The organism is Marinobacter aromaticivorans, from assembly GCF_002806975.1.
In the GTDB taxonomy this organism is placed as follows: domain Bacteria; phylum Pseudomonadota; class Gammaproteobacteria; order Pseudomonadales; family Oleiphilaceae; genus Marinobacter; species Marinobacter aromaticivorans.
Genome location: NZ_NIHD01000002.1, coordinates 264,071 through 285,396, shown reverse-complemented (window position 1 = coordinate 285,396; position 21,326 = coordinate 264,071). Strand labels below are relative to the sequence as shown.

17 protein-coding genes and 1 riboswitch are annotated in these 21,326 nt (G+C 55.9%); of the genes, 8 read left to right on the top strand and 9 right to left on the bottom strand.

Going from position 1 to position 21,326, the window contains the following annotated elements:
• Window positions 1–92: 92 nt before the first annotated feature.
• Together CDH48_RS04145 and CDH48_RS04140 are read right to left on the bottom strand one after the other, a co-directional pair.
• The gene (locus CDH48_RS04145; protein WP_100687462.1) at window positions 93–746 is read right to left on the bottom strand and encodes a peroxiredoxin; all 654 of its coding nucleotides are present in this window, start codon (window positions 744–746) and stop codon (window positions 93–95) included.
• Window positions 747–962: 216 nt separating this feature from the next.
• Window positions 963–2,324: an alanine/glycine:cation symporter family protein gene (locus CDH48_RS04140; protein WP_100687461.1), complete on the bottom strand. Its 1,362-nt coding sequence runs from the start codon at window positions 2,322–2,324 to the stop codon at window positions 963–965.
• Between the two features lie 211 nt (window positions 2,325–2,535).
• Between CDH48_RS04140 and CDH48_RS04135 the strand changes: the two genes are divergently transcribed.
• Window positions 2,536–2,967, top strand: coding sequence for a CBS domain-containing protein (locus tag CDH48_RS04135; RefSeq protein ID WP_100687460.1), 432 nt, complete (start codon window positions 2,536–2,538; stop codon window positions 2,965–2,967).
• An 8-nt stretch (window positions 2,968–2,975) separates the two neighbouring features.
• Here CDH48_RS04135 and CDH48_RS04130 read toward each other — a convergent pair whose 3' ends face one another.
• Entirely contained in the window at window positions 2,976–4,106 is a 1,131-nt protein-coding gene (locus CDH48_RS04130) for an HD-GYP domain-containing protein (RefSeq protein WP_100687459.1), read from the bottom strand.
• Window positions 4,107–4,333: 227 nt separating this feature from the next.
• On the opposite strand from CDH48_RS04130, the gene CDH48_RS04125 reads away from it, so the two are divergent.
• Entirely contained in the window at window positions 4,334–5,353 is a 1,020-nt protein-coding gene (locus CDH48_RS04125; RefSeq protein ID WP_100687458.1) for a GGDEF domain-containing protein, read from the top strand.
• Here the strand turns inward: CDH48_RS04125 and CDH48_RS04120 are convergent.
• Window positions 5,350–6,753: an MATE family efflux transporter gene (locus CDH48_RS04120; RefSeq protein WP_100687457.1), complete on the bottom strand. Its 1,404-nt coding sequence runs from the start codon at window positions 6,751–6,753 to the stop codon at window positions 5,350–5,352. The two genes, CDH48_RS04125 and CDH48_RS04120, sit on opposite strands and share 4 nt — an antisense overlap.
• Window positions 6,754–6,926: 173 nt before the next feature.
• Between CDH48_RS04120 and CDH48_RS04115 the strand changes: the two genes are divergently transcribed.
• The 3 genes from CDH48_RS04115 (at window position 6,927) to CDH48_RS04105 (ending at window position 11,061) form a co-directional block, all read left to right on the top strand.
• Window positions 6,927–7,799 (top strand): carboxylate/amino acid/amine transporter, encoded by an 873-nt coding sequence (locus CDH48_RS04115; RefSeq protein ID WP_100687456.1) that lies wholly within the window; start codon window positions 6,927–6,929, stop codon window positions 7,797–7,799.
• Between the two features lie 146 nt (window positions 7,800–7,945).
• On the top strand, window positions 7,946–9,520 hold the full coding sequence (locus CDH48_RS04110) for a methyl-accepting chemotaxis protein (RefSeq protein ID WP_100687455.1): 1,575 nt from the start codon (window positions 7,946–7,948) through the stop codon (window positions 9,518–9,520).
• Between the two features lie 143 nt (window positions 9,521–9,663).
• Entirely contained in the window at window positions 9,664–11,061 is a 1,398-nt protein-coding gene (locus CDH48_RS04105) for a sodium-dependent transporter (RefSeq protein ID WP_100687454.1), read from the top strand.
• A 65-nt stretch (window positions 11,062–11,126) separates the two neighbouring features.
• Here CDH48_RS04105 and CDH48_RS04100 read toward each other — a convergent pair whose 3' ends face one another.
• Window positions 11,127–11,726: a hypothetical protein gene (locus tag CDH48_RS04100; RefSeq protein ID WP_100687453.1), complete on the bottom strand. Its 600-nt coding sequence runs from the start codon at window positions 11,724–11,726 to the stop codon at window positions 11,127–11,129.
• Between the two features lie 325 nt (window positions 11,727–12,051).
• Here CDH48_RS04100 and msrB point away from each other — a divergent pair, with 325 nt between their 5' ends.
• The gene (msrB, locus tag CDH48_RS04095) at window positions 12,052–13,221 is read left to right on the top strand and encodes a peptide-methionine (R)-S-oxide reductase MsrB (RefSeq protein ID WP_100687452.1); all 1,170 of its coding nucleotides are present in this window, start codon (window positions 12,052–12,054) and stop codon (window positions 13,219–13,221) included.
• Window positions 13,222–13,243: 22 nt separating this feature from the next.
• Here msrB and CDH48_RS04090 read toward each other — a convergent pair whose 3' ends face one another.
• Window positions 13,244–13,981, bottom strand: a complete 738-nt coding sequence (locus CDH48_RS04090) for a 3'-5' exonuclease (protein ID WP_100687451.1) — start codon at window positions 13,979–13,981, stop codon at window positions 13,244–13,246.
• The gene (locus tag CDH48_RS04085) at window positions 13,974–15,860 is read right to left on the bottom strand and encodes a putative nucleotidyltransferase substrate binding domain-containing protein (RefSeq protein ID WP_100687450.1); all 1,887 of its coding nucleotides are present in this window, start codon (window positions 15,858–15,860) and stop codon (window positions 13,974–13,976) included. Before CDH48_RS04085 ends, CDH48_RS04090 begins: the two co-directional genes overlap by 8 nt.
• A gap of 269 nt (window positions 15,861–16,129) precedes the next feature.
• Here CDH48_RS04085 and CDH48_RS04080 point away from each other — a divergent pair, with 269 nt between their 5' ends.
• A complete protein-coding gene (locus tag CDH48_RS04080) occupies window positions 16,130–17,248 on the top strand; it encodes a porin (protein ID WP_157807796.1) in 1,119 nt (372 codons plus the stop codon).
• Here the strand turns inward: CDH48_RS04080 and CDH48_RS04075 are convergent.
• Together CDH48_RS04075 and cobT are read right to left on the bottom strand one after the other, a co-directional pair.
• Entirely contained in the window at window positions 17,238–17,864 is a 627-nt protein-coding gene (locus CDH48_RS04075) for a histidine phosphatase family protein (protein ID WP_227520935.1), read from the bottom strand. The genes CDH48_RS04080 and CDH48_RS04075 overlap by 11 nt on opposite strands.
• A gap of 14 nt (window positions 17,865–17,878) precedes the next feature.
• Entirely contained in the window at window positions 17,879–18,946 is a 1,068-nt protein-coding gene (gene cobT / locus CDH48_RS04070) for a nicotinate-nucleotide--dimethylbenzimidazole phosphoribosyltransferase (protein ID WP_100687448.1), read from the bottom strand.
• A 201-nt stretch (window positions 18,947–19,147) separates the two neighbouring features.
• A riboswitch (cobalamin riboswitch) is annotated at window positions 19,148–19,355 on the top strand.
• Window positions 19,356–19,609: 254 nt separating this feature from the next.
• Between cobT and CDH48_RS04065 the strand changes: the two genes are divergently transcribed.
• Window positions 19,610–21,316: a TonB-dependent receptor domain-containing protein gene (locus tag CDH48_RS04065; protein ID WP_227520934.1), complete on the top strand. Its 1,707-nt coding sequence runs from the start codon at window positions 19,610–19,612 to the stop codon at window positions 21,314–21,316.
• Window positions 21,317–21,326: the final 10 nt, after the last annotated feature.

Below are 21,326 nucleotides of genomic sequence, written 5' to 3'. Positions count from 1 at the left end.
TACCCAAAGAAACCACAAAAAAAGCCGGGCAGTGAAAACTGTCCGGCTTTTTGCACTCAGTAGCTGCTACATTCGGCTACCGGCACGGAGCATTAATCACCGCTCCAGTTAGCCGTGGGGTCCGGCGTCATCCGCAGGTAAGACTTCACCTTCTTGTAGCCCTTGGGGAAGCGCTGTTTGATTTCTTCCTCATCCTGAAGTGACGGCACAATCACCACATCGCCGCCGCGTTCCCAGTTGCCCGGGGTGGCGACCTTGTGATCGTCGGTCAGCTGCAGGGAATCAATGACGCGCAGAACTTCGTTGAAGTTGCGGCCGGTGCTGGCCGGGTAGGTGATGATCAGGCGAACTTTTTTGTTCGGATCAATCACGAACAGCGAGCGCACGGTAAGCGTGCTGTCGGCATTGGGGTGAATCATGTCGTACAGCTCGGAAACTTTACCGTCGTGGTCGGCAATGATCGGGAAGTTCACCGCGCAACCCTGGGTTTCGTTGATGTCCTTGATCCACTCATGGTGGGAGTCAACAGGGTCCACGCTCAGTGCGATGGCCTTGACGTTACGCTTTTCAAACTCGTCTTTGAGCTTGGCAGTCAGGCCAAGTTCGGTGGTGCACACCGGAGTGAAGTCTGCCGGGTGAGAGAAGAGCACGCCCCAGCTATCTCCCAGCCATTGATGGAATGAAATCCTGCCTTCACTGGAGTCCTGTTCAAAGTCCGGTGCGGTATCCCCTAAACGTATGCTCATAGTCGCTCTCCTTGGATGTCATATTGTAGTGGCGGTGTTCAGGATCCCGGCAGGGAGGCTACCGGATCCATTTATTCAGTGTATACGACAATCATTGGTGCCGGATGACGGTATTGCAAGGGTCAGTTGATTCACCTCATCTTGCATTTCGGTATTCGCCAGCCGTCACGTTGATGTTTGTACCAGGTTTCACTGGTGGCCGAAGGTTCTTTTTTCTCAGAGACCTACGGCCTTTTCTTTTTCAAAATACTCTTTGGTCAGTTTGAACACTACCGGGCTGAGTAACAGCAGGGCGACCAGGTTTGGCAATGCCATCATGGCGTTCAGTGTGTCGGCTATGAGCCAGATCAGGCCAAGATTTACGGTTGCGCCAACGGGGATGGCAAGCACCCAGGCAATCCGGTAGGGCACTATGGCCTTTACTCCGAACAGAAACTCGACGCTACGCTCACCGTAGAACGACCAGCCAAGCAGGGTGGTGAAGGCAAAAATCGCAAGGGAAATGGCAACGATATAATCGCCGATTCCGGGCAGTGCATGGGAGAAGGCCATGGACGTGAGCGATGCGCCGGATTCACCGGATGTCCAGGTGCCAGACGTGATGATTACCAGGCCGGTAATTGAACAAATGATGATGGTGTCGAAAAAGGTACCCAGCATGGCCACCATACCCTGGTGGATCGGGTTCTTGGTTTGTGCCGCCGCGTGGGCAATAGGGGCCGAGCCCAGGCCGGCTTCGTTGGAGAAGATCCCTCGCGCAACACCAAACCGGATAGCGGCCCAGACAGCGGCCCCGGCGAAGCCGCCTTCTGCGGCTGTCGGACTGAAGGCTTGCTTGAAGATCATGGAGAAGGCGGCAGGAATTTCTGCGTAATTGACAGCCAGGACAACCAGGCCTGCGACCAGATACGAAAGCGCCATAAAGGGAACAAGGGCACTGGCCACGCGCCCGATGCGCTTGATGCCGCCGATCAATACCAGGCCAACCAGCACCATCAGAATAATACCGGAGATCCAGTGCGGCAGGCCAAATGTCGTTTCCATTACGTCTGCAACGGAGTTGGCCTGCACGGTATTGCCAATGCCAAAGCCGGCAATGGCTGCAAAGATCGCGAACAGCACCCCCATCCAGGCCCATTTTTTGCCAAGGCCGTTGCGAATGTAATACATGGGCCCGCCAACATGGGCGCCACGCTCATCCACCTCGCGGAAGCGCACCGCAAGTACGGCCTCGGAGTACTTGGTGGCCATGCCAACAAGCGCGGTCAGCCACATCCAGAACAGCGCGCCGGGCCCGCCGAGAAAAACAGCGGTTGCAACGCCGGCAATATTGCCCGTTCCGACGGTTGCAGACAGGGCGGTCATAAGCGCCTGGAACGGCGGGATTTCACCATCCGACTCGGCACCACCGGCACTGCGGCCGCTCCACAAAAGACGGAAGCCTGCGCCAATTTTAAGTATGGGCATCAGCTTCAGACCGAGGCTGAGAAACAGCCCGGCACCAAGGATCATTATCAACATGGGCGGCCCCCAGACCAGCCCGTTGATGGCGCCAAAGATATTCTCAATTGTTTCCATGGGGGATCTCCGTGTTATATGCCATGGCTTGAGGTTGTGATGTTACCCACAAGGGGTATAACTGATTGAGTTTAGTCAGATATTCGCCTGTGTAAACTATAGGACAATGAAAATTGAGGATTAGGCGCCTATTGCCTATGTTTACAGTACAGTAGAGGGGTGCGGCCCCGGTCGGTGCTGCCGGATTATTCAGAAATACGAGGAGTTAACCATGTGTGCGCTCAGAGTTTCCAATGTCATGTCCAATCATATCGAGCCGATCCGGTGCGGAACGCCACTGACCGAAGTGGTCAAGACGCTTCTGGAGAATCACATTTCCGGGTTGCCAGTGGTGGATGCGGACCGTCATCTGCTGGGCTTTGTTTCCGAGCAGGATTGCATCCACTCGTTGCTGGTGAGTAACTACCACTGTGAAGGCGATCCGATAGTGGATGATGTTATGTTCCGCGAGCCCCTGTCGATTTCCCCGGGTACTGCGATTGTCGACCTTGCCCAGAAGCTCGGCTCCGGCAAGCCCAAAGTGTATCCTGTGGTTGAACACGGAAAACTTATTGGCATAGTCACGCGTACGGCCGTTCTCGCAGAACTGGCCCGGATCGGTTGCGGGCTTGAGCTTTCCCGACACACAAGCGACGACGACTGATTAATCCGTCACTCCGGGAAGCCCCAGATTCGGCTGAAATTCATGGAGGGCATGATGTCGGGTTCCTCCAGGGCCCGGATACCGAAGCCTGGCTCGCTGGTATCGCGTTCCCCGGGGTTTTCATAGTTGTTGCCCGAGGGATCGAATACCACGCGTGCGAAAGGCCCACGGGCGCGTACCGGCCTGCCGGTGATGACCCCAACCTCGTTATTTTCCAACCGAACCAGAGTTCCTGGCGGATATTCCCCCAGAACCTGAAGCAGGGCTTTGGGTATGGCGGGCCTGAAGCTGCCGTCTGCCAGATTGGCGATCAGTTTGCGCGCGGCAGTTACGTTCATGCGCTTGCGGTACGCACGTTTTGTAATCATGGCAACGTAGCGTTCCGCCAGCGCAAGGATTTCCGCCTCCGGGCGGATGTCGGCACCACTCAGCCCATCCGGATAACCCTTGCCGTCTGCCTGCTCGTGATGCTGCGCAATGATGGTGAACATCAGCTCGTTATCAATACCGGTTGCTTTCAGGGCATGGATACTGCGTTGCGGATGTTTGCGAATAACACGTCTCTGCTCGCTGTTGAGTACTTTGTTGAGTGCATTCAGTTTGTCGGCTACAGACACCAGGGCAAGATTTGCACTGAGGGCCGCCTGTGTCAGTATCGAAATGCGCGGCTCTTCGAGGCCGAATTTCCGGGCAATGAGCTGGCATAGAATGCCGTAAAAAATAATCTGTTCGTGGATGGTGGGGCCAACGGAGTACAGGTGTACAAGCGCCAGGCTGGAATCCGGTGAGCTTGAACAGGCCTGCTCCAGAGCGTGGGCGAGGTCCTGCAGGCGTTTACGGGCGTCGGGCTGGCCTTTGGCGATTGCCGCCAGAGCTGCCTCCAGGGCGTGCAGATAATCCGGATAACGGGTGAAGGGATTGCATCGCGCCTCGCCCCCGGATGCCTCACTGTCTTCCTGTGGAACATCAATAACCCGCGGTTTGAAGCGACCGCGCTCGAACAGCTGTTCCAGCTGCGTATCCGTCTGGATCACGTAGCCCTGGCACAGCAGTCTGTTGCCGTCTGCGTCGAAAACGTCCCATGGCAAGGGGCGACCAATGGTTAATGCGCCAGGTGCTATTCGGACGAGATTACTCACAATTCCGCAGATTCCTGTAAAACGTGTCGAGTTTGAAGGCAGTTGCATTATAGTAAAGGCAATTGAATGGCCAGAGCTACCCGGCTAAGGGTCAAATTGCCCCAAAAACAGTCCCTTTTTATGACATTTTACGGTCATTTTGTAAAAAATTGCAGAATTTGGCGCGAACTGTGACGCACTGGATTATGCTTGACAAGTGAGCCCACTCTGAGGGGAAGGCGACAAGCATGCTGAAGCGCCTGAAAACCGATTTTCGACTGTCGATTATTACCATTCTGGGTACCAGTGCTTTCCTGGGTATTACCCCGTTTGCGATCATGCGCTTTGTGCAGGGCAATCTTGTCGCGGGAGCTATCGATACCGCAATTCTGGTCACCATATTCGGTGGTATGGCATATGCGTGGATAACCGGCGATACGCGGCGCAGCGGAATGGTACTTGCCTTTATTGCATGCTCCGGGGCGGTCGCAGTTGCGGCTACGGTTGGCGAAGTGGGGTTATTCTGGTTATATCCCTGCCTGGTGACAACGTTTTTCCTTGTTAAGCCAAGAATTGCAACCGTTCTTAACCTGTGCTCAATTGCCGCGATGATGGCCCAGCGTGAAGTTTTTCAGACCCAGGTTCAGATGTGGACATTTGCGGCAACGGCCCTGGTGGTCAGCGCCACCGCCTTTGCCTTTGCGCAGCGTACCGACAATCAGCGTGAGCGCCTGGAGCAGTTAGCAACGATAGATCCACTGACCGGCGTAAAAAACCGGCGCGCCATGGATGAGGAACTGATTCTGGCTGCGGCTCATGCGACGCGCACAGGCTTGCCTTATGCTCTGGTTATGCTGGACATAGATCATTTCAAGACGGTAAACGATGAATACGGTCATGGTGTGGGAGACGGTGTTCTTGTTGATCTGGTAAGCCTGGTGCAGCAACACACCCGTCAATCCGATCAGCTTTTTCGTTACGGTGGCGAGGAATTTGTTCTTCTTTTGCCCGGTGTTGATGGTGCCGGCTTGACGGCGGTGATGAACAACCTCCAGCATAGCTTGCGGACAAAACTCAAGCACCCGGGGGGCGCTGCCACCGTCTCCTTCGGAGTAGCTCTGCTGAGCGCCGGTGAGCCAGTGGAAAACTGGATTGAGCGGGCTGATACGGCACTGTACAGAGCGAAAGAAGCCGGTCGTGATCAGGTTGTGTTTGCGGAAGCCAAATCCTCAAGTAGCCCGGGTTTACTGATGGCATCCCCGGGTTAGCCTGCTGCTTGTGCATTGATTTGCGGGCGATAGTGAAACAGCCGCCATCCCAGCAGTAGACTGGCGGAGGCCAGCCCTCCGGTCAGCCCTACCCAGAACCCCGCCGCTCCCATGGCGGGCACAAGCAGATCGGTAAACGTCAGGGTATAGCCCAGAGGCAATCCCACACCCCAGAACGAGAACAGCATGATCAGCATGGGAATGCCCGTGTCTTTATAGCCTCTCAGGGCACTGATGCAGGTAACCTGAATAACATCAGCCACCTGGAAAATAGCCGCAAACATTAACAGCCGCACGGTAACCGCCTGAACTTCTGCCTCACTGGTGTAGAGTGCTGAGATTCCCCGTGAAAAAACAAACAGGAGAATGGCGAACACCAGTGCTGTGGACGCGGCAAGTACCAGCGAACTGCGGGCAATCAGACGGGCGGTGTCTGGCGCCCCTGCACCCATAAGGAAGCTGACTCTCAGCGTGAGTGCCATCCCTATGCTCAGGGGCAACATGAACAGGAGGGAGACAACGTTCAGTGCAATCTGGTGCCCCGCCACCACAACCGGGCCCAGGGGCGCAAGAAACAGTGCAATCACAGAGAACATGCTGACTTCCACAAAAATAGTGAACCCGATGGGTAGGCCAATACTCAGGATATAGCGAATCAGGGCAGCATCGGGTTTGGCCCAGTCGGCAACCAGATGGAATTGGCGGTAGAGTTTGCTCCGGTTCAGGTAGGCAAGCAGTGCAATGGCAGCGGCCCCATTGGAAAGAGAAGTTGCCCAGCCGCAGCCAATGCCGCCCATGGCAGGCAGGCCGAGTTTGCCGTAGATGAAAATATAATTGAGTGGCAGGTTAATTAATGTACTCAGCAGCGAGAACGCCATGATCACGCGGGTGTGGCCTAAACCGTCTGTCAGACCCCTCAGGGCAGCCATTAAAAGCAGAGCGGGAATTCCCCAGACAAACGCGTCCAGGTAGCCCTGGGTGATGCGTGCGGTGTTGGCTTCGAGGTTCAGCCCGTCAAGAACCGGATGCACGTTGGTGAGCAACAGGATCATGATGACAGCGCCAACGCCGGCCAGGTAGATGCCTTGCCATGTAACCGGCATTATTTTTTTCAGTGTGCGGGCGCCGTTGTAACCGGAAATAATAGGCTGCAGCGCCCCGAGCATACCCATAAAGAACAGGAACAGCGGTGCCCAGAGACTACTGCCAATACCCACGCCTGCAAGATCTTCCGCACTGGCATGGCCAGCCATAACCGTATCGATTACGCCGTTGGCCATCTGAGCTATCTGGGCAATCAGGATCGGCCCGCCGAGAATGGCCAGGGTTTTCCACTCCGTCAGTGTTCGCGAGATGAGAGGCTTGCGTGCCTCCGGCAGTGGCTGATGGGCTTCATCCATAGTGTGCTGATCCGAAATGCTGGAGCCACCGGGTCGTTTGTGGCTGATTTGCGGGCGCCATATGCTACTGGATTGTGGAAGGCGGTGTCATAGGGAGTTGCCGCGAAAAGACGCTGAAACGCACGTTAAAACCCGTTAAAGTACACATCCAATTCTTGCGGGTGGCAGTGAAAATGGGACTACTGGTTTTCGTAACGGTACTCTGGGCCTTTTCTTTCAGCCTGATTGGCGAATTTCTCGCCGGCCAGGTAGACAGTGATTTTGCGGTGCTCAGCCGGGTGTTGCTGGCAACGCTGATATTCCTGCCCTTTACCCGCTGGCGTGGCCTGCCCGGAGGGCTGCAGCTGGGTATCCTGATAACGGGCATGTTGCAGTTTGGCATTACCTACCTGTGCCTGTACCGTTCCTTCAGCTACCTGTCGGTACCGGAAGTTTTGTTATTTACCATATTCACGCCACTCTACGTTACCCTGATTGATGATGCCCTGTTCCGGCGCTTTTCCCCGGTGGCGCTTCTGGCGGCAGCAATAGCCACGTTCGGTGCCGGCATCATCCGCTACGATGGCCTGAGCGAGGATTTCGTTACCGGTTTCCTGTTACTGCAGGTGGCAAACTTCACCTTTGCAGCAGGCCAGGTGGGGTACAAACACGTTATGCAGCGTTATCCGCTTGGGATTCCGGCTTACCGCACCTTCGGCTACTTCTTTATAGGGGCCCTGATTATTGCCCTACCCTCGTTCATGATATTCGGCAATGCTGAGCGTTTGCCGACAACGGCCCTGCAATGGGGCATTCTGACATGGTTAGGTGTGGCTGCCTCCGGGCTTGGTTTGTTCCTGTGGAACCGGGGCGCCTGCCGTGTGGACGCTGGCACGCTGGCCATCATGAATAACGTGCTGGTGCCCGCCGGGCTGCTGGTAAATCTGCTGATCTGGAACCGGGACGCGGACCTGCTGAGGTTAGCCATCGGTGGCGGCGTTATAGCCTTTTCTCTCTGGGTGAACGCCCGCCTTCACCCCCGTGCCCGCCTGGTTGGTGCGGCCTGAGGCCGCGCAACCGCCTCAGGAATACAGGGTGTCGATAAATCCTGTTACTTAGTTTTACTTTTGACGAATATCAAAAGTACAGCTTAGCCGATATTGTGTGCCGCAAATTTATGTACGTCTGCCCACAATGAGTAACAGGCAATATTATGCGCAAGAACCTACCCGTCACCCAGCATGAAATCAAAATGCGCAAAGGTGGCAGGTTGATCACCACTACCGATCTCAAAGGTGTTATCACCTACTGCAACGAAGAGTTTACAGAGATCAGCGGCTTCTCCGAGGCGGAGCTGATTGGCCAGGCACACAACATTATTCGCCACCCGGATATGCCGCAGGCGGTATTTCAAGACATGTGGCGATACCTGAACGCCGGGAAACCCTGGATGGGGGTGGTCAAAAATCGTGCAAAAAACGGTGATCACTACTGGGTGAGCGCATATGTTACGCCAATCCGGGAAAACGACCGGATGGTTGGCTATGAGTCGGTTCGTGTAGAACCGGCCCGGGAAGACATAGCACGGGCCGAGACACTCTATCAGCGCATTGCTGCGGGTAAATCAGCCACTAACGTCCAGAGCCGGATCCTCTCGCTGTTGAAAACCGGATGGCCCCTGGTTCTTTCACTGATACTGAGCCTTGCTGCCCTCGGTTTTGAGAAAGGCGGGTTGGCGGCGGGGGTGATTGTTCTCGGCCATCTGTTGGGGGCCATGCTGTTACTGTCATCACTGCAGGGCCGGATCAAACGCCTAATGGAGCTTCGCCCGGGCGCCTTCTACGACCCCGTGGTAGCTCGTACATACAGTGAGGAGCCCGGGGTTTTCTCGCAATTGGCGCTGCTGTTGATCAGTGAGGACGCGCGTATTCGCACGGCTCTGGCCCGTATAGATGATCAGGCTGAACTGCTTTATGAACAGGCCCGTGCTTCCTATGACTACATAAGCAGTGGCGCGGGAGCCATTGGCCGCCAGCGTGCTGAAACGGATCAAACCGCCTCCGCCATTACCGAGATGACGGCGTCTATTCAGGAAGTGACAGAGTCCCTGCTGGGCAATGCCCGCGAGGCTGAGGCAGCCGACCGCCTGGCGGCAATAGGCAGTGAACGAAGCTCGGAAGCACTGGTGGCAATTGAAAAACTGGTTACCCGGGTCAATGGCATTGGCCAGGCAATAGGTAAACTGGGCGAATCCACCAGAAGCATTGGTGAGGCAGCAAGCCTGATTTCCGAGATTGCCGAGCAGACTAACTTGCTGGCTCTGAACGCGGCAATCGAAGCAGCCCGTGCGGGTGAGCAGGGGCGCGGGTTTGCCGTGGTCGCCGATGAAGTGCGTTCGTTGGCAAGTCGTACCCGGGAATCCACGGTGCGCATTCAGGATGTTATTGATGACTTCCGGCTGCAAGTCGAGTCCACGGTTCAGGCAACTCGGGATGGTGAGGCTGTTGCGGGTCAGGGGCTGGAAAAAGTGCGGGAGGCCGAGAACTCCCTGCGTGATATCGTGAAGTCCATCAAAACGATCTCTGACAGTTTTATCAGCATGTCGGCTGCATTCGAGGAGCAGAGCCAGGTGTCTGAAGAAATCAATAGCCAGATTATCAATATCGCAGAACTGGCAGACCACAGTGAAGAGCAGGCGTCCTTGGCCAGAGAAAGCAGTGATAGCCTGAGTGCCATGTCCCGGGGGCTAAAAGATCTGGTTGCGCGCTTTCTCGGAAAAGCCGCCTAGGTTCTGTGCCTGGTAATCGGGTGTGAACCTGTTGCCAGCACTGGCATCCCCGGGCAAGTGCTGGCAGAATCCTCCCCCTGTCGCCCCGGCGCAACCGGTGGCATCTTTTTGCGATTCCTTAGCCAAAAGCACAGGAACATGACATGACTCAGCTCAGTTCAGCCTCGGGCAGTGATTCCGGAGTTTCTCGCGGCCTCTGGTCTTCCCGTTTTGCATTTATTCTTGCCGCCACAGGTTCTGCTGTGGGCCTTGGCAATGTCTGGAAATTTCCCTATGTCACCGGTGAGAATGGCGGTGGCGCGTTCGTTCTGGTTTATCTTCTATGCATCGCCATCATTGGTGTGCCTATCATGATGGCGGAAGTGTTTATTGGCCGAAGTGGCCGCCATAACCCCATTGGCAGTATGCGCCTGGTGGCCGAGCGCAACCTCAGTTCGCCGGCGTGGCGGATTTCTGCGGTTATCGGCATGATCGCGGCCTTTGCGATTCTGTCGTTTTACTCGGTTATTGGCGGTTGGGCTGCCTCTTACATCGGCCATGCGGCCATGGGTGACTTCACCGGCGGTACTGCCGACTCCATCGGTAACCTTTTCAGTGGCCTGCTCGGCAGCCCCAAGCAACTTCTGGCCTGGCATACGCTGTTTATGGCGCTGGTTATCCTGGTGGTATCCCGTGGCCTGAAAGGCGGCCTGGAGCGAGCTGTAACCATTCTGATGCCGGCACTTTTCTTGCTGCTGCTGGTTGCAGTGGGTTACGCGACGACCACCGGCCATTTTGGGGAGGCGGTCAGCTTCCTGTTTACTCCGAATTTCAGTGCGCTCACCATTAACGGTGTGCTGATTGCACTGGGCCACGCGTTTTTCACACTGAGCCTGGGTATGGCCATCATGATGGCCTACGGTTCCTATCTGGGAAAGGATGTGGCTGTCGGGCGCACGGCTGTCAGTATTGCATTGATGGATACCATGGTTGCACTGCTTGCCGGGCTGGCCATTTTCCCTGTGGTGTTTGCCAACGGGCTTGAAGCCGGCGCCGGCCCCGGCCTGATCTTCCAGACCCTGCCGCTGGCTTTTGGCAATATGCCCATGGGTAGTTTGTTCGGGGCCCTGTTCTTCATTCTCCTGTTGTTTGCCGCCTGGACATCCGGCATCTCCCTGCTGGAGCCGGTGGTTGAGTGGGTAGAAGAAAATTCCAATATGGGCCGTTCCGGCAGTGCCATTGTTGTTGGCGTTCTGTGCTGGTTGCTGGGCATTGCCTCTATTCTGTCACTGAACGTATGGGCAGATGTTACGCCACTGGCCATGTTCGAGCGTTTTGAGGGCAAGACGATCTTTGATCTGCTTGATTTCTTTACCGCCAACATCCTGCTGCCCTTGTCCGGCTTGCTGACGGCGATCTTTGTGGGCTGGTTTGTTGCCAAAGAGTCTTTGAAGGCGGATCTGAACCTGAGCAGCGGCATGTTCACCCTGTGGCTGAATCTGCTGCGCTTCGTGACGCCGGTGGCGGTTGTAATTGTGTTTGTTTATAACCTGCTTGCGTAAGGCAGCGAAAAAGGAAAAAGCCCGGAAGGCAGCGATGCTCTCCGGGCTTTTTCGTGTAGCAGGGATCAGTCTTCGTCGTCTTCTGCGATAGCTCGCAGGGCCTGAAGGTGAGGTTTGACGGCTTCAATGTCGGCTGAGGGAGCAGAACTGGCCTGTTGCGTGAAGCCCATGGCGGCTTGCATCGACGCACGCATCTGGGCCTTCTGTTGCGCGCTCATGTGAGGGTTGTTCTCGATCTCCGCCATCGCGCTTTCCATTTCCTTCTGGATGGCAGGATTCTGGGCCTGCATTTCAATCGCCATCCAGGCGCTGTAAATGCGATCGCCGGTGCTCGCCCATTCGTCCAGGTTCTTGAAGCCGTGACCCTGAACCAGGTCTTGCAGACGATCGTACGCGTCTTCGCCTTTCAGTTCTTCAATGGACGACGAGAAGATTCTTGAAAAATCAGGTGCTTCATTGTCCTGAAGCGTTTCATTATCCTCTTCATCATCCAGATCTTCGAATTCCGGTTCCAGAGCCTGGGCTTTTTCAAGGGTCGTTATGAAAGCACGGATAGTGCTATCCGTCAGCTTCTCTGCATGGGCGTTCAGGGGCAGCAGGCTGAATAAAAGCGCGAGCACTGCCGCCAGCTGGCGGGCATAAGAGTACTGGTGTCGGGGGGTCATAGGGCTCTCCCTGGTGGCGTGTTTCCGGTTCCATCCGCCCGGAATATCCCTTAGCTTAGATCCACATGTGCGTACTGCCAAGCATTGAATATTGGCTTTTCCCAGGGCCGGGCCCGGCGCGCCAGATACGTGAAGCTTTTGCGTTAGACTGCAGGCATTATTATCAGCATGATGGGGGGGGCGTGCAGTGTTTCGTTTCTGGCTAACGGCGGTCGATGCAAGGAAGGAACAATCCAGGATGTTATAAATTCGTATCACTGAGGGAATGTTCGAGTGAACCCGCATCGATACCATGGTCACTGAGATTGCTCCCGGGAGAGTTGTTATGAACCGAAAAGTACTGGCACTGGTGCTCGTAATGCTTGCAGCGACCACCGGTTTTCTCTTTGCCACCGTTGCCACGGCTGAAAAGGCGACGGCTGGGACCAGTGAATACGCGCCATCAGAACCAGGCCTTGAGGTTGCCACCTTCGCCGGAGGCTGTTTCTGGTGTGTGGAAGCGGGTTACGAAAAGATCCCGGGCGTTGTGGAGGCTGTTTCCGGTTATGCGGGCGGAGACGAGGCCAATCCCACTTACCAGCAGGTAGCCTCAGGCAAAACCGGGCATACCGAAGCGGTTCAGGTTTATTACGATCCGGACGAAATCACCTACGAGGGCCTGTTGCAGGGCCTTTGGCGCATGATGGACCCGACGGATGCCAACGGCCAGTTTGTCGACCGCGGCAAGCAGTATCGCCCTGCGATTTTCTACCACAACGCAGAACAGAAGCGCCTGGCACAAGCCGCCAAAAACGAGCTGCAAGCTTCGGGTATCTACGAGAAGCCGGTGGTGATCGAGATCACACCGCTGGGCAAATTTTACGCCGCTGAGAAGTACCATCAGGATTACTATAAGAAGAATCCTGTGCGCTATAACTTCTACACCTTCAATTCCGGCCGTTACCAGTTCATCGAGAAGGTCTATGGCGATGATTATGAGCTGGATTTCAGCCAGTTCAAACCGGATACCGAGGCAGCGGAGAATGCCGGCAAGGGGTTTGACCCGGAGGCCTTTGTGCAGCCCGATGCAGAAACCCTGAAGCAACGCCTCACCAGCGTGCAATATGAGGTTACTCAGAATGACGGCACCGAGCGGGCGTTCAACAACCCCTATTGGGACAATAAGCGCCCTGGCATATACGTGGATGTTGTGTCGGGCGAACCTCTGTTCTCGTCCCGCGACAAGTACAAATCCGGAACCGGCTGGCCGAGCTTTACCCGGCCACTGGGCTCCGACCTTGTTGTGGAAAAAGAGGACAGAGGCTTTTTTATGACCCGTACCGAGATTCGCAGCCGATACGCGGATTCGCATCTGGGGCATGTCTTTAACGATGGCCCGGCGCCCACGGGTTTGCGGTACTGCATGAACTCAGCGGCGCTCCGATTCATCCCGCTGGAAGAAATGGAGGCCGCCGGCTACGGCGACTGGATTGCGGATGTGAAGGAGGCCCAGTAAATCACCAGAATATGGAAGGTTGTCAGAGCCACAAATCACCAATCGGGGTTTCAGGGCTGAAGTGATGGTAAATCTGGGCCTGAAGCAGTTCCGCAGTGGCAATGGCATCAATCAGCGCGTTATGGGCGCTGTAGTGCGGCAGCCCATAGCGTGTCCGGCTGTCTGCCAGGCGGATGGAGACCGGAGTTTTGCCTATCAGCCGCCCCAGGAAGGAGGGGTTCCGGTCCGGGTGCAGGTGGGCTTCAATAGCCATGGTGTCGATCACCGGGAAGCGAATGCCCTCATCAAGCCGCCACTGCAATGCCACGTTCAGGAAAGGCCGTTCAATGTTCCTGAAATGCACCACCGGAATCCGCCCGTTCAGGCTGGCAAAAACCTCTTCCAGGATGTCGGCAAGATCCGGAGCCTTGTCGATATCGCTGTGGGTAATGCCATGAAAGGTCACAGAGGTCTGGTGCAGCGGCAGCGGTGGGCGAACAACCCAGTGTTTTGCCTGGCTGAGGTGAATGGCATCCAGGGTAAAGGGCACCAGCCCGATGCTTACAATCGAGTGAGCCTCGGCATCCAGGCCGGTGGTTTCAAAGTCCAGTGCCACCAGGGGAACCTCAGATATCGGGGTTTTCGGATCAGGGCAGCCGGCTTCGTAAAAGCGTTTCAGGACCGGGGCCCTGGCATTCTTTGCAAGGACCCGGTACTGATCGGGCCAGGGCAGCTGTTTGAGGGCTTCCGGGGCGGTTGGGTTTTCAGAGTGATCAGACATTCCGGGTTGCCTGTGTGTGGTATCTGAACCTCAGGAACTTCTGGGCATTGCTGACCACCTGAAAGGCGTCCTTCAGATGACTGCGCTCGAAAGGAGAAAGGTCTTCCGGCCTTACATTGTTGTCCGGCTCTTCTCCGGCCTCCAGAGACAGCGCCTGATGGCGGATACGCACAATGGAAATGAATTCCAGCGCGTCTCTGAGGTTGCTGAGGTCGTCCTCCATAATCAGCTTGGTTTTACCGATACTTTTGAGGCGCTCAAAGGAGTTCTGCGCCCGTGAGCCACACGCCAGCGCATGAACGCGGATCAGATCAGACAGTGGTGCGGTACCGCGACGCTTCAGGTTAAAGGTTTTCTGGTGCTTGCCATCTTCTTCCAGCACAAACGTGCGGAAGAATCCTAAAGGTGGCGTGCGATTGAGCGCATTGCGTGCCATCAGGGTCAGGAACAGCTGGCTGCTGCTGGCTTTCTCAGCCACCAGGGTTTTGAGCTCTTCGGCAAACTCTGTGCAGCCGTGGATGCCATCGAGGTCGAAGAAGATGTTGCTGTTCAGAAGCGCTACGGCTTTGGGGTTCTCTATCCAGTCGGTGAAGTAGCCTCGCCATACCTTCAAGGGTTGCCGCCATTTAGGATTCGTGGCCATGATATCCCCGGTACAGTAGCTATAGCCGCACTGGGCCAGGCCGTCGGACACAAACTTTGCCAGTGCCATAAAGTATTCATCGTGTTCTTCCGGCACGAAGCTGTCATCCAGAATCATGGCGTTGTCCTGGTCGGTTACCACCAGTTGCTCGTCCCGGGCCATGGAGCCCAGTGCCATGAAGCAGTAGGGCACCGGCGGCGGCCCCAGCTTCTCTTCGCCCAGCTCCAGCAGGCGCTGGGTAAAGCTGCGGCCAATACCGGCCATGGCACTGCCTATCATGTGCGAATTGGCGTCTTCATTGACCATGCGCACAAAGCTGTCGCGCACGTCCCGGCTGATTTTTTTCAGGCCTTTTACGTCCTGCTGGTGGAAAATGTTGCTCACCAGGTACAGGCTGCTCTGGCTTTCGTAGCGCACAATGTCGGCAAGGGCGATGACGCCCCGGACTTCGTCGCCGTCTATTACCGGCAAGTGATGCACATTGTTGTGCAGCATGGTGAGCATGGCCTCGAAGACATAGCTGCTGGCGCGGATCTTGATCAGCCCGGTGGTCATGATTTCGCTCACCGGGGTTTCGGAGGGCAGGGCTTCGGTCACCGCCCGGGTACGCAGGTCCCGGTCGGTGATAATACCGGTGAGGCGGTCGCTGTCGCACTTGTCCCCGCATGCCTCGTCCATCAGCAGCAGAGCTGATACCCCCTGATCCGTCATGATGCGTGCAGCCTCCTGCAGGCGTACGGTGGTGGGTGCGGAAACGGTTTCCCGGGAAATCAGGCGGCTGACACGGGAGGTCATCAGCGCGTTGGATTTTTCCCGGCGGGAAACAGCAGAGCGCAAACGGCTGCGATCCTCTATCTCCACAAAGTCGGCAAAGTTCTCGTCGTTTTCAAACAGGAAATTGAAAGTATCAGCGGGAACGCGATACAGCAGGCTGTCTTCCAGTGCTGTAGCCGGAAACCGCACCTGCCCCCGCATCAGCAGGCCGAACTGGCCGAAAATCTCGCCTTCACTGATGCGGTTGTAGAGTTCCCCGGAGCGGCGGAAGATCTCCACGGCACCGCTGCGCACATAGTACATGTGGGTGCTGGTTTGTCCGGTTTCCAGTATCGGGGTTCCTGCACGCACATAGCTTATTTCAATACTGGCCGTGAGCTCATTGATCAGCTCCTCCGGCATGTCGTCAAACGGCGCATGCTGGACAAGATGGTTACGGATGTCGATCAGTTCGGCCTGCATGCTGTCTCCCGGATGGAATTTGATAGCGCCTGGGCAAAACTATAGCAGACGCCGGCGCCTGGGCAGCAGGGCCGGTGCCAAAAGGCTGTATCGATACCATCCAACGCCACAACAGACGCAGAATGTTGCCGGATTGTTGTCCCTGGAACGCATCGCTTAGCTGCATCAATTTGATAAGGGTCAAACGGAAATTGCGTGATCTGGCTATAGTTAGCCCACTATTTTCGTGGATTTCCGATTTCACGCAATTGATATGCAGGAGAACAAGTATGAAGCAGCAACGCAAACTTTACCTGGCCATCGCCCTGGCCAGCAGCAGTCTGGCGGCCACCTCCGTATCCGCAAAAACCGTGGAAGTACCGGATCTGGATATTGAAACCTACGGCTGGGTGAACATGGCGCTCATGTACGCTGATAACCAGCGTGATTCGGAAACCTACATTGTGGACAACAAGTATGCCTCCAGCCGTTTTGGCGCGAAGATCAGCAAGGAAGTGGAAGATCTGGGCGTACGGTTCGGTACACACCTGGAGTTTGAGTATCAGCACAATGATTCAAGTAAAGTCACGCCAGACAAGCGTTCAATAAGTGGTGAACTGGAAGAGCGCCATATCAACCTGTTTGTTGCCGGTGATTTTGGTCAGGTTTCCCTCGGCCAGGGTTCTGGCGCCGCCGACACCAATACCGAGATTGATCTCTCCGGCACCAAGGTGGCCGCGTTTTCCAACCTGGGTCTGGTGGGTGGCTCGATTCCTTTTGTCGCAAAAGATGGCTCCACCAACGATGTAAAACTGATTGATGCACTGCACAACCAGGACTTTGAAGCGCGCTACGACCGTGTTCGCTACGACAGCCCCTCGTTCGGCCCTGTTACGGTTTCCGTCAGCCAGGGGTATAAAAATAAAAAAGGCGGTTCCGGCAGTGACGATGTCACCGAGCTGGCCGCCAACTTCACTTTCCCGCTGGCGGGCAAACTTGCTGCCGGTGTTGGCTACTCCCGCAAAGATGTGGGTGGCGCCGCGGATAAAGTGGAGGTTTACGGTGGCTCGGCTTCCTGGCTGCATACCAGTGGCTTCAACCTGACCGGTGTGTATTCCAGGCAGGACGACAGCGTGAAAACCGCATCGGATTTCTACATGGTGAAAACCGGTTATAAAACCGGCAAGCATTCAGTGGCTATTCATCATGCCATGGGCGAGGACCGCACGGAGTACACACCTGCGCCGGTGAGCGACAGTGAAGTGAAGGCCTACGGTATCAGTTATGTATACGCTCCGGCGAAATGGCTGGACATGTACGCTTCCTTCAACAATTACCAGCTGAGCGCCAGGGAGCGTAGCTATGACGACATCAACATTGCGATGACAGGGGCCCGGGTCAAGTTCTGATAGCGTCAAAACGGCCGTGCGCCACAAGGCTCTGAAAGCGGCCATGGTCTGAGATGTTTACCTGAATCCTGCTGCGACATGCATAGGGCGTCGTCAGCCCGGAAAACGCATGTTCCAGCGGGATGTTCATGGTATCGGCAACGATCATCCTGATCACACCACCGTGGCAGACAATCAGTATCTTCGTGCCTGCAAGCTCCTGCTGCCAGTGGTGCCAGCTTTCTACCACACGGCGGTTGAAATCGGCGGTTGTTTCACCGCCCGGGGGTGAATTGCCCACCGGGTCGGCCCAGAACCGGCTGAGTCTTTCGCCATCGCTGGCCATCACTTCCTCCGCTGTTCGCCCTTCCCACTCGCCGAAATTGATCTCCCGCAGGCGCTCGTCTGTGTGCAGGTGGATTTGGTAACGGTCAGCCAGCTCGCGGGCAAAGTGAACACAACGCCGCATGGGGGAGCTGACAATGGCATCCCAGTGATCGGCTTCGGTAATGGCAGCGCGCATCTGCTGCCAGCCGGTTGTGCTCAGGGGATCGTCCCTGCTGCCGCGGTACATGGGGCCACCTTCGGGCTCGCCGTGGCGGATGAGATCAAATACGGTTGTGCTTTCGGCCATCATTGCCGCCCTCTGTCTTATTGCTTTTTGGTGCTGACGCCGGCGTCTTCAAAACTGGCCATGCCGTTGTGCAGTTCGCAGGCAATCCTGAGTAGTGGAACGGCTGCAGCAGCACCACTACCCTCGCCGAGGTGCATGCCAAGATCAAGCAGCGGCTCTGCGTTCAGTGCATCGAGAATGGCCTGATGGCCCGGCTCGGCAGAACGGTGGGCGAACAGCAGCCAGGGGCGGATGTCCGGTTGGTGGCTTACCGCAACCAGGGCAGCAACCGAAACAATATAGCCGTCAATCAGAACCGGTATGGTACGGGCGGCGCAGCCGGCAATAGCGCCTGCCAATGCCGCAATCTCGAAGCCACCGAAGGCTTTGAGCACGGCCATGGCATCCTGACCATCATCATCGTTATCGTGGCGCTGAATGGCACTGATGATAACTTCCGCTTTATGGCGCACGCCGGCCAGGTCCAGCCCTGTGCCCGGCCCGGTCAGCTTCATGGGGTTTTTGCCCATCAGTGAACTGGCAATGGCGGTTGCCGAGGTGGTGTTGCCTATGCCCATATCACCACCGATAAACAATTGGCTGCCCTTGTCTGCGGCCCGCTGTGCTGCTGCATCCCCGTGGTTCAGGGCGGCGCACACCTGCTCGGTGGTCATGGCGTCGGTTGCCGCAAAGTTGCGGGTGCAGGGGGCGATGCGGGCGTCTATAACCCCGGGCAGGCCCGGTGCAACATCCGATACCGTGCCAAGGTTCACAACCTCCAGATCCGCGCCCAGGGATTTCGCCAGCACGCTTATGGCAGCGCCTCCATTGGCGAAGTTGGCAATCATCTGGGCCGTAACCGCCTGCGGGTAAGCTGACACGCCTTCCTCACAAATGCCATGATCACCCACGAATACGCTGATCTGGATCTGATCAACGGCTGGTGTTTTCGTACCCTGCAGCCCGGCAAGCTGAACAGCAACGTTTTCAAGGCGGCCCAGAGAACCTGAGGGCTTGGTGAGCGCACTCTGCCGCTGCGCGGCCTGTTCAAAAAAACGTGCGTCCGGTTGCTGGGGTGCGGTGGTCCAACTGCTGGGAAAAGACATTTCACATACCTTCAGAAATCCATATGCCGTAAAGCAGATTCTCATTACGGAGAATGGAGATTGTGTTCAATACAGTATTGGGCGGGATCATACTCTGACTGGATGGAATCAGGTAGGTTTGAGGGCCTCAGCTTTTGTTTGCGAGGGCCAGGCCGGGCCAATTTGTGATTAGTCATTGACCAACCATTAACGCGTTGTTAGCCTTTCCCCGAGTTCGCAGGTGCTGTTTGGCGTAATCATCATCGCTACAACAGTGAAACGGGAAGCCGGTTAAAGTCCGGCACTGCCCCCGCAACGGTAAGTGAGTGGTCGGCGAAGAGAGATGCCACTGTGCGCAAGCATGGGAAGGCTTATGCCGATCGTTAATGTGCTCACAAGTCCGGAGACCGGCCTGTAAACACACCGAACGCTGCGGAGGGCAGTTGCGGTGGGTAAACACCGGCGCGTCCGACGGAATTTCCCCACCTTTTGCAATGCTCCAGGCTGGCAAGCAGCCGGCCCCCTCCTTGTGCAGCACTTAAACAATCAATCATGCGGGTGCGCGTGGTGTGTCAGTGAGTGTATGTCATGAAGGTTTCCCGGCTAGCTTTGGGCAGTCTTGTTTTGCCTTTTTCACTTAATCCTTTTTCAACTGCGATCTCACAGGAATCAGCGGATTCTCTGATGGATCCTATCGTTGTTACTGCAACCCTGGGCCCGAAAACGACAGGAGAGAGTCTCTCGTCGGTAACCGTTATTGACGATAAAGATCTCCGGCTCCAGCAGCCCAAAGAGTTCCGGGAGCTCCTCGAATCCCGGCCCGGCGTATCTGTATCCCGGAGCGGATCGTTTGGCAAGCAAACCAGTGTTTTTGTCCGGGGGCAGGCTTCGGACGCTTCCATACTTCTGGTTGATGGCATTCGGATTCGCTCGGCTACAGTCGGCGGCGCTGCGTGGCAGCACCTTCCGCCCCAGCTGATCAACCGCGTTGAGATCGTCCGGGGAAGCCGGAGCAGTCTTTATGGCTCGGACGCGGTTGGCGGGGTGATACAGGCTTTTACTTTGCCTCAACAGGAGGGCAGAAGCGCTTGGTTAGAAGCCGGTGGCGGGAACTTTGACAGCCAGCAATACGCCGCTGGCGCCGCATTTTCGAACCAGGCATCAAAGTTAAGTATCGGCATGAACCAATTTCGGACAGACGGTGCGCCGGTTATCAGGGGTGGGGATGACAAAAGCTATAACAATACGTCGGGTGTCGCGAGCGGCTCTCATCAATTCGATAATGGTGTCCGTACTGGCTTCACATTCCTTAACGCTCAAGGCGATAGCGAATACGAGGGCGGAGAAGAGGACTTCGTATTCCAGGTTGCGGGTGTGAGTCTGGATGTTCCGATTACCGAAAGCTGGCGCACATCACTGCAGTTTTCTGATGCCAGAGATGAGTTGGAAGATTTCAGTTCCTTTCCCGGGGTATTCAATACCCAAACCCGGAACTCCCGGATTGAAAACTGGCTGACCTCGGGCACCCATGAATTTGTATTGGGTGCGGAGTATACGGTGGATCAGGTAGACAGCTCCGTGGTTTACGACGAGCGCAGCCGTTCCAACAGTGCTTTTTTCGGGCAGGCATTGTTGAACTTTGGTGCACTGGATATCCATATGAGTGCACGGAACGATGATAATGAAGCATACGGTACCGAGCAAACCTGGGGCGCTGGCGTTGGCTATGCACTCAACAGAAACCACCGGGTACGCGCCAGTGTCGGTACGTCGTTCAAGGCACCGTCTTTTAACGATCTCTATTATCCGGGCTTCGGCAATCCTGACCTTCAGCCAGAAGAAGCAACGAGTTATGAGCTTGGGATAGAAGGTCGTTATGTGCGATGGTTCTGGGATGTCGCTGTATTCCATTCCGATGTAGAAGACCTTTCCCTTCCATCTCAGGATGCAGCCGGCAGTGTACCGGAAGCACGATTGCGAGGTGTCGAGTTCAGCAGTGGCTGGAGTCAGAATGGCTGGAGCCTGCAGGCAGCTGCCAGTGCGGGTGACTACGAAAATAAAGAAGATGGAAGGCAATTGATCCGAAGGGCCGAGAACACAATTCGCGTGGATCTCGATAAAGAGACAGGGACCTGGGTGTTTGGGACAACCGTTCGTGCCGAAAGCCATCGTTACGATGATCTGTTTATGATTGGCCGCGAGCGTATTGCCGGGTATGGCATATGGGATCTCCGGGCCCGCAAGGAGATGGCCCCCGGCTGGGCGGCTTCCCTGACCATCGGAAACGTTCTGGATAAGGAGTATGCGACGGCCAAGCGATTCGATAATACGGACTATATCAGCGCCGGTCGTACCGTATTTCTCGCTGTAAGGTATGACTTTGGGCAGTGAAAGCGGTGAT

Excerpts from the sequence above, each read along its gene's own strand:
- CDH48_RS04080 (WP_157807796.1), top strand. The coding sequence starts at position 16,130 with ATGAAGCAGCAACGCAAACTTTACCTGGCCATCGCCCTGGCCAGCAGC.
- CDH48_RS04065 (WP_227520934.1), top strand. The coding sequence starts at position 19,610 with ATGGATCCTATCGTTGTTACTGCAACCCTGGGCCCGAAAACGACAGGA.
- CDH48_RS04090 (WP_100687451.1), bottom strand. The coding sequence starts at position 13,981 with ATGTCTGATCACTCTGAAAACCCAACCGCCCCGGAAGCCCTCAAACAG.
- CDH48_RS04075 (WP_227520935.1), bottom strand. The coding sequence starts at position 17,864 with ATGATGGCCGAAAGCACAACCGTATTTGATCTCATCCGCCACGGCGAG.
- CDH48_RS04100 (WP_100687453.1), bottom strand. The coding sequence starts at position 11,726 with ATGACCCCCCGACACCAGTACTCTTATGCCCGCCAGCTGGCGGCAGTG.
- CDH48_RS04140 (WP_100687461.1), bottom strand. The coding sequence starts at position 2,324 with ATGGAAACAATTGAGAATATCTTTGGCGCCATCAACGGGCTGGTCTGG.
- CDH48_RS04135 (WP_100687460.1), top strand. The coding sequence starts at position 2,536 with ATGTGTGCGCTCAGAGTTTCCAATGTCATGTCCAATCATATCGAGCCG.
- CDH48_RS04085 (WP_100687450.1), bottom strand. The coding sequence starts at position 15,860 with ATGCAGGCCGAACTGATCGACATCCGTAACCATCTTGTCCAGCATGCG.
- cobT (WP_100687448.1), bottom strand. The coding sequence starts at position 18,946 with ATGTCTTTTCCCAGCAGTTGGACCACCGCACCCCAGCAACCGGACGCA.
- CDH48_RS04145 (WP_100687462.1), bottom strand. The coding sequence starts at position 746 with ATGAGCATACGTTTAGGGGATACCGCACCGGACTTTGAACAGGACTCC.
- CDH48_RS04110 (WP_100687455.1), top strand. The coding sequence starts at position 7,946 with ATGCGCAAGAACCTACCCGTCACCCAGCATGAAATCAAAATGCGCAAA.
- CDH48_RS04125 (WP_100687458.1), top strand. The coding sequence starts at position 4,334 with ATGCTGAAGCGCCTGAAAACCGATTTTCGACTGTCGATTATTACCATT.
- CDH48_RS04105 (WP_100687454.1), top strand. The coding sequence starts at position 9,664 with ATGACTCAGCTCAGTTCAGCCTCGGGCAGTGATTCCGGAGTTTCTCGC.
- CDH48_RS04120 (WP_100687457.1), bottom strand. The coding sequence starts at position 6,753 with ATGGATGAAGCCCATCAGCCACTGCCGGAGGCACGCAAGCCTCTCATC.
- CDH48_RS04115 (WP_100687456.1), top strand. The coding sequence starts at position 6,927 with ATGGGACTACTGGTTTTCGTAACGGTACTCTGGGCCTTTTCTTTCAGC.
- msrB (WP_100687452.1), top strand. The coding sequence starts at position 12,052 with ATGAACCGAAAAGTACTGGCACTGGTGCTCGTAATGCTTGCAGCGACC.